Genomic DNA, 233 nt, shown 5'->3' with positions numbered 1-233 from the left:
GAAAGCTTTTTATTCTCTTCTTTCAATTTATTTATTTCTTCTTTTTGAGCAAGCCACGCTTCTTTAGCCTTCTCAACTCTAGCTTCAGTAGCCTCAATTTTCGACTGTAAGGCCAGATAGTCATCAATGTTAATCGAATGATGGACTCCTCGCTCAATCTCATCGAATAAGAATTCTGGCTTTTGCCCAGGATAGTATTTCAGCATCCACTCTTTTAAGTCGTGATGACGCAC

The 233-nt window shown here is 39.1% G+C and carries 1 pseudogene; it reads right to left on the bottom strand.

Annotated features, from left to right (window positions below):
* Positions 1-206 (bottom strand): annotated as a pseudogene (locus SB786_RS37835) (hypothetical protein); the annotation flags it as partial.
* Positions 207-233 lie beyond the last annotated feature (27 nt).

Origin of the sequence: Burkholderia sp. SIMBA_062, from assembly GCF_046534765.1 — a bacterium.
In the GTDB taxonomy this organism is placed as follows: Bacteria; Pseudomonadota; Gammaproteobacteria; order Burkholderiales; family Burkholderiaceae; genus Burkholderia; species Burkholderia ambifaria.
Note: the sequence above shows the minus strand (reverse complement) of the source record. Positions and strands in the feature narration are given on the sequence as shown.